The sequence below is a fragment of the Planktosalinus sp. genome, assembly GCF_059864935.1.
Window position 1 is genome coordinate 1 of sequence record NZ_JCBCCK010000470.1, and the last position, 5,950, is coordinate 5,950.

Annotated in this window: 6 protein-coding genes; all 6 read right to left on the bottom strand. The window is 40.0% G+C overall.

Annotation, left to right across the window (positions count from 1 at the left end):
• The coding region (locus tag AC6F75_RS13845) for an FG-GAP-like repeat-containing protein (RefSeq protein ID WP_500715677.1) at positions 1-1,032 on the bottom strand (1,032 nt) is incomplete at its 3' end.
• A gap of 24 nt (positions 1,033-1,056) precedes the next feature.
• Positions 1,057-2,154 carry a hypothetical protein gene (locus AC6F75_RS13850; RefSeq protein ID WP_500715678.1) on the bottom strand — a complete coding sequence of 366 codons (1,098 nt, stop codon included), beginning with the start codon at positions 2,152-2,154 and terminating at the stop codon, positions 1,057-1,059.
• Positions 2,155-2,227: 73 nt separating this feature from the next.
• Positions 2,228-3,343: an FAD-dependent oxidoreductase gene (locus AC6F75_RS13855; RefSeq protein WP_500715679.1), complete on the bottom strand. Its 1,116-nt coding sequence runs from the start codon at positions 3,341-3,343 to the stop codon at positions 2,228-2,230.
• A 34-nt stretch (positions 3,344-3,377) separates the two neighbouring features.
• Positions 3,378-4,730, bottom strand: coding sequence for an acetyl-CoA carboxylase biotin carboxylase subunit (gene accC / locus AC6F75_RS13860; protein ID WP_500715680.1), 1,353 nt, complete (start codon positions 4,728-4,730; stop codon positions 3,378-3,380).
• A 66-nt stretch (positions 4,731-4,796) separates the two neighbouring features.
• Entirely contained in the window at positions 4,797-5,282 is a 486-nt protein-coding gene (gene accB, locus AC6F75_RS13865) for an acetyl-CoA carboxylase biotin carboxyl carrier protein (protein WP_500715681.1), read from the bottom strand.
• A gap of 25 nt (positions 5,283-5,307) precedes the next feature.
• Positions 5,308-5,950, bottom strand: a 643-nt coding sequence (locus AC6F75_RS13870; RefSeq protein WP_500715682.1) for a 3-oxoacyl-[acyl-carrier-protein] synthase III C-terminal domain-containing protein, incomplete at its 5' end; no start/stop codon positions are given.

Sequence of the window (5,950 nt, forward strand, 5' to 3'; positions counted from 1 at the left end):
GTTGAGGTCTGCAATGGCTGCGCCGGAGAATGGCACTGTATGTTCCGTAAAGGTAAAATCGCCGTTATTCAGGAAAATGGTGTTTGAATTGCCCATTATATCCAGATATCCATCATTGTTAAAGTCATAGGTTGCATGCTCTATACTGGTGCCTCCAAAAGTGTCAAATCCAGAGCCCGCTGTAACATTAGTAAATGTACCGTCACCATTATTCCTCATCAATTTATGCATACCGTCTGAGGGGGAGCTTGCGCCAACAAAAACATCCATATAGCCGTTGTTGTTAAAATCACCCCAGGCTGAAGACCAAGTTTGCAAAGGATCCCTGAGCCCGGAAGCTACACTAACATCTGTAAAAGTCCCGTCTCCATTGTTTCTATGAAGTTCGTTATACTTTGCGGTTGCGCCCTGGCTTCCACCACTACATTTAGATATAAATAAATCCAGATTTCCATCGTTATTGTAATCTATCCAGATTGAACCATAATGCCCGCCGTTGGGATGGTCGCCCAGTCCGCCCTGATTAAAAGTGAGGTTTCCGTTCCCGTCATTGATGTAGTAAACATTGGGGGCTACATCGTGACAAACAAAAGCGTCAAGGTCACCATCATTATTTATATCAACAAAGTTTGAGCGCTGTGCAAAGACAAATTGCGGAAAAGAAACTTCAGTATATCCGGTGCCATTATTGTTGGCATACATAAAAGTAACCCCGGAGCCACCGCCGTATAACAGGTCGTTGTAGCCGTTTCCGGTAATATCGCCTGCGGCTATACTCCAGGATGGCAAATAGTTTGCCTGTGTTGTTGGAAAATTTTGCTGGGTAAAAGTGCCGTCAGCATTTTGAAAAAAGATTTGTATGTTGGTTGAACTTACCGAAACGATATCGTCCAGATAATCGCCATTCATATCTACAGCACAGATGCTGTATTGCCCGCTGGTTCCTATGGGTTGGGTTGTAAAGGCCAATTGGGAGAAGGCTACATTTTGTAACAAAGCTGTTAGAACAATTAAAAGTGTAAATTTTTTCATTGTATTAAAATAATTATTAGATGATTATTCACATGTTCCATTTAAAGAGTTAATCCATTCAATCAGCAAGTCAACTGCTTCATCGTGAATTAAGCTTTTGCCGATTAATGGCATTTTTATAGCATCTTCAGTTGTGTTCATTCTGTGGTACATAACTGAATTATTAATATCGCCGGGCGCAACTATGTGCGTAGGGTCATCATCAATCCAGAAACTGATGTCTTCGTCGGGTTCAACACAAACACCAAGGTTTATCGGGTTTGATGATTCATTGAAAGCCAGCCTGATTGGTCTGTAGTCACAGTGACCCCCTGTTGTATGGCAGTGCGCACAGTTTGAGTCAAAATAAGAGCGCATTCTTAACTCAACCGGTTTTGACGGGTCATTCCACCCGACTGTGGTATTGATATCAGTGGGATAATTGCTGTCCAGATAGCCCATTTCTTCCCACTTTTGCATCTGATTTTTTGCGCCATCTGCGTAGTTAAATATTGAATTGATATTTTGTGGTTTTGGCCCAATTGGCATGGCCTCTCCAATGGTTTTATGGCACATAAGGCATTCTTCCTGAGAGGGAATCCTATAATTAACTTGTCTTTGCACCCCATTTTGAAACCACTGAATTGGAACAGTTCTTCCTTCCATATCATAATGCGCTTCCGTTTGTTCATCATTCCAAATGTATTGGGCGAAAATCCACTCACTTGGCATTTTGATCATCAACCTTGTTTCTAGAATTTTGGTCACATTGTCCGGCAACATATTGTTATAATAAAAGTTTTTTATAAGAACTGTCCCAACGGGGAAATTGAAGATGTCGCCATCGCTCACATAACCAGCTTTTTGTTCTGCAGGCATCCAGATAAATCTTTTCTTTAGTGCATAATCAGTAAAAAGAGGGGTAATAAGATCATAAGGAACTACACCATAAACCGGGTTTAGCTCTTTAATATCACCTTCATAGAAATTGTATTCAGATAGTGTTAGATATGGGACGCTATTGATGTCAAAATTCACCGGAGAAACCGGCAGTGGGTCGTCAATGTATTCTTCTGAGTCAGAAGAACACGAAAAAAGGAACAAAGCCAAGAAAAAGATTGCAGGGAATTTTTTCTTAATCATAAAAAATATTTTATGCTAAAACAAGGCTTCAAGATAGTAGAATTTTCCGAAAATATTTCTTAATGTTTTTATTTTAAACGAGCCCCGCTAAATCTTTTCCAACAATTGAACCAATAGCCACGCCCATACCCCCCATTCTAATCCCGCAAAACACATTGTCTGAAAGTTGCTTTACAATAGGTTTTTTCTGTGACCCTACGCCCATGGTTCCGCTCCATCTGTTTTCAATTTCAAATGGTGTGTTTGGTAATATAAAATCTTTTAACAGGTTTTCAAGATGGGCTTGTATAACCTTTGTGGTGTGCTGTTCTGTGGTTTCTTCTCCCTTAAAGTCTAAATTTCTGCCTCCTCCCAAAAGAATTCTCCCGTCAACATTTCTAAAATAATTATACCCTCTGTCCAAATGAAAGTTTCCTTTTATTTTAAAGTTTTTGATGGGCTTTGTAATAATCACCTGAGCTCTTGCGGGCTGAATGTTTTCGTTTAAAATCTCATTGGCAAAGCCATTTGTGGCAATGAAAATTTTGTTTGTTTTAAATTCTAAATTGTTGTTTAACAGTATGCTTACGTAACTTTTTTGTTCATTGAATCTGGTGAGGGAAGCACCGTTCAAAATTAAAATGTCTTTTTCTACAGCTTTTGCAACGAGAGCGGTCATCATTTTTCCGGCATCAATCTGGCCTTCAAAAGGCGTGTAAAAACTTTGATCAATGATGTTTTGAAACCCGAACTTGCTTTCTGTGACACTAAAAGCCTTCTCGGGAAATATTGGTCTTAGGAGATTGTTAATTTTATTTATCTGCTTAAGACAGGTTTCATAAAGCTGCGCATCTTCTTTTTTAAAAAGTTCAAAGCCGCCGTTAAGCTGAAAGTCTATGTTTTTATCGCCCAAATTTTCTCTTAATAATTTAAGCCCGTCAACTCTTTTTTTGACTAACTGAAAAACTTCTTCTTCAGAATGTGATTTAAGGTCATCCAGGATTTCTGAAACGCTTCCAAAACATGCAAAGCCTGCATTTTTTGTACTTGCGCCACTGGGAAGTATTCCCCTTTCAAGCACAAGAATTTTACTTTTAGGAAAATTTTTCCTCAGGTTTAATGCACAGTTTAAGCCAACAATACCACTGCCAACAATGGTAAAATCCACATTTGTAAACCATGTTTTTATTTCCCAATAACTTAGTTGCATATAAAAAAGCCCCTTTTCAGGGGCTGTTTAATTTTTATTCATCTTCGGGTTCTTCCATTTTGAAAGATTCCATAAATTTAGTTGTATAGTTTCCGGCAAGATAGTCAGGGTGATCCATCAATTGTCTGTGAAAAGGAATAGTTGTTTTAACCCCTTCAATCACAAACTCGTCCAGTGCTCGTTTCATTTTGTTGATGGCCTCCTCTCTTGTTTGAGCAGTGGTAATCAACTTGGCAATCATCGAGTCGTAGTTTGGCGGAATTGTATAGCCTGCGTAAACGTGAGTATCAAGCCGCACCCCATGGCCTCCGGGAGCATGTAATACGGTGATTTTGCCCGGTGATGGCCTGAAATCATTGTAAGGATCTTCGGCATTGATTCTGCATTCAATAGAGTGTAATTGAGGCGTATAGTTTTTGCCCGAAATGGGCACTCCCGCTGCAACCAATATTTGTTCACGGATTAAATCATAATCAATCACCTGCTCTGTTATGGGATGTTCCACCTGAATACGTGTGTTCATTTCCATAAAATAGAAGTTTCTGTTTTTATCAACCAAAAACTCAACTGTGCCTGCTCCTTCATATTTGATGTATTCTGCAGCTTTTACCGCGGCATCCCCCATTGCTTTTCTAAGCTTGGTTGTCATAAAGGGCGAAGGGGTTTCTTCTGTTAGTTTTTGATGACGTCGCTGAACAGAGCAATCCCTTTCCGAAAGGTGACATGCTTTTCCGGTTGAATCGCCTACCACTTGGATTTCGATGTGCCTGGGCTCTTCAATAAGCTTTTCCATGTACATGCCATCGTTACCAAAGGCAGCACCGGCTTCCTGCCTGGCCGATTCCCAGGCCGCTTTCAGGTTTTCTTTTTTCCAAACCGCACGCATTCCCTTTCCTCCGCCTCCGGCAGTTGCTTTAAGCATTACCGGGTAGCCCATTTTGTCAGCAGTTTTTTCTGCATCTTGAAAATCTTTTAATAAGCCTTCTGATCCCGGAATGCAGGGTACACCTGCAGCCATCATAGTGGCTCTTGCTGAGGCCTTATCGCCCATTTTATCAATCATTTCAGGAGAAGCACCAATAAATTTTATTCCATGATCTTTACAAATTGCAGAGAATTTTGAATTTTCAGACAAAAACCCATAGCCCGGATGAATAGCGTCTGCGTTGGTAATTTCCGCGGCTGCAATAATACTTGACATTTTTAGATAAGACTGATTGCTTGGTGGTGGGCCGATACATACTGCTTCGTCTGCAAACTTTACGTGAAGGCTTTCAGCATCGGCAGTTGAATATACAGCTACTGTTTTGATTCCCATTTCTTTACATGTCCTGATAACCCTTAAGGCAATTTCACCCCTGTTTGCAATTAATATCTTTTTAAACATAGTTTTCTGTTATTGATTAAAACTTAAAGAGTCCAATAGATTAATTTTTATAAACTATATCTTTTCTTAAGATGGATCTACAAGAAATAATGGCTGATCGAATTCTACGGGAGAGGAATCGTCTACAAGTACTTTTACGATTTTACCTGAAACATCACTTTCAATTTCGTTGAAAAGCTTCATGGCCTCAATAACACAAAGTGGATCGCCGGCTTTAATAGTGCTTCCCACTTCCACAAAGGTAGGCTTGTCAGGAGATGGTTTTCTGTAAAAAGTCCCTATCATTGGCGATTTGATTGTCACATATTTTGAGTCTTCAGAAACGGCAGTTTCTTGAGTTGCAGGATTTGCAACAACTGGTTGTGAAGCCGGGGCTGCTTGCTGCTGAACCGGTTGCTGAACAGGAATTTGCTGCACATAAGTGGTTCCGCCTTTTGACTCTTCCCCACCTGTTTTAATGGTGATTTTAATATCGCCCATTTCAAGCTTCACTTCGCTTGCGCCCGACTTGGCTACAAACTTAATTAGGTTTTGAATTTCTTTGATATCCATAATATTGAATTTAGTTTTGGTATGTTTAACTGTTATACGCCCATTTTAAATAAATTGATCCCCAGGTAAAGCCTCCGCCAAATGATGCAAACACAAGGTTATCTCCTTTTCTAAGTTGTTTTTCATAGTCATGCAAAAGTAGCGGAAGTGTTGCCGAAGTCGTATTGCCGTATCTGTGAATATTCATCATCACTTTTGCCTCATCGAGTTTCATTCGTCTTGCCGTAGCATCAATGATGCGTTTGTTTGCTTGATGTGGAACCAACCAATTTACTGTTTCATTGGTAAGATTGTTTCTTAGCATGATTTTTTCACTAACATCAGCCATATTGGAAACGGCAAATTTGAATACCGTTTGCCCGTCCTGAAAAACATAATGTTGTTTATTGGCAACAGTTTCTGCTGATGCGGGGAGCAATGAACCTCCGGCATCAATTTTTAAGGATTGTCTCCCTATACCGTCTGTCCTCAAAAATTCATCAACAAGCCCTAAGCCTTCAGAATTGGGTTCAAAAAGCACGGCTCCGCCCCCGTCTCCAAAAATGATACAAGTTGTACGATCTTCATAATCTATTATTGATGACATTTTATCTGCGCCGATAAGAAGTATTTTTTTGTATCGCCCGGATTCTATGTAGCGTGCAGCAGTTGACATTCCAAACAGAAAG

Bases quoted from the DNA above. Each gene is read 5' to 3' on its own strand.
- AC6F75_RS13850 (WP_500715678.1), bottom strand. From the start codon at position 2,154: ATGATTAAGAAAAAATTCCCTGCAATCTTTTTCTTGGCTTTGTTCCTT.
- AC6F75_RS13855 (WP_500715679.1), bottom strand. From the start codon at position 3,343: ATGCAACTAAGTTATTGGGAAATAAAAACATGGTTTACAAATGTGGAT.
- accC (WP_500715680.1), bottom strand. From the start codon at position 4,730: ATGTTTAAAAAGATATTAATTGCAAACAGGGGTGAAATTGCCTTAAGG.
- accB (WP_500715681.1), bottom strand. From the start codon at position 5,282: ATGGATATCAAAGAAATTCAAAACCTAATTAAGTTTGTAGCCAAGTCG.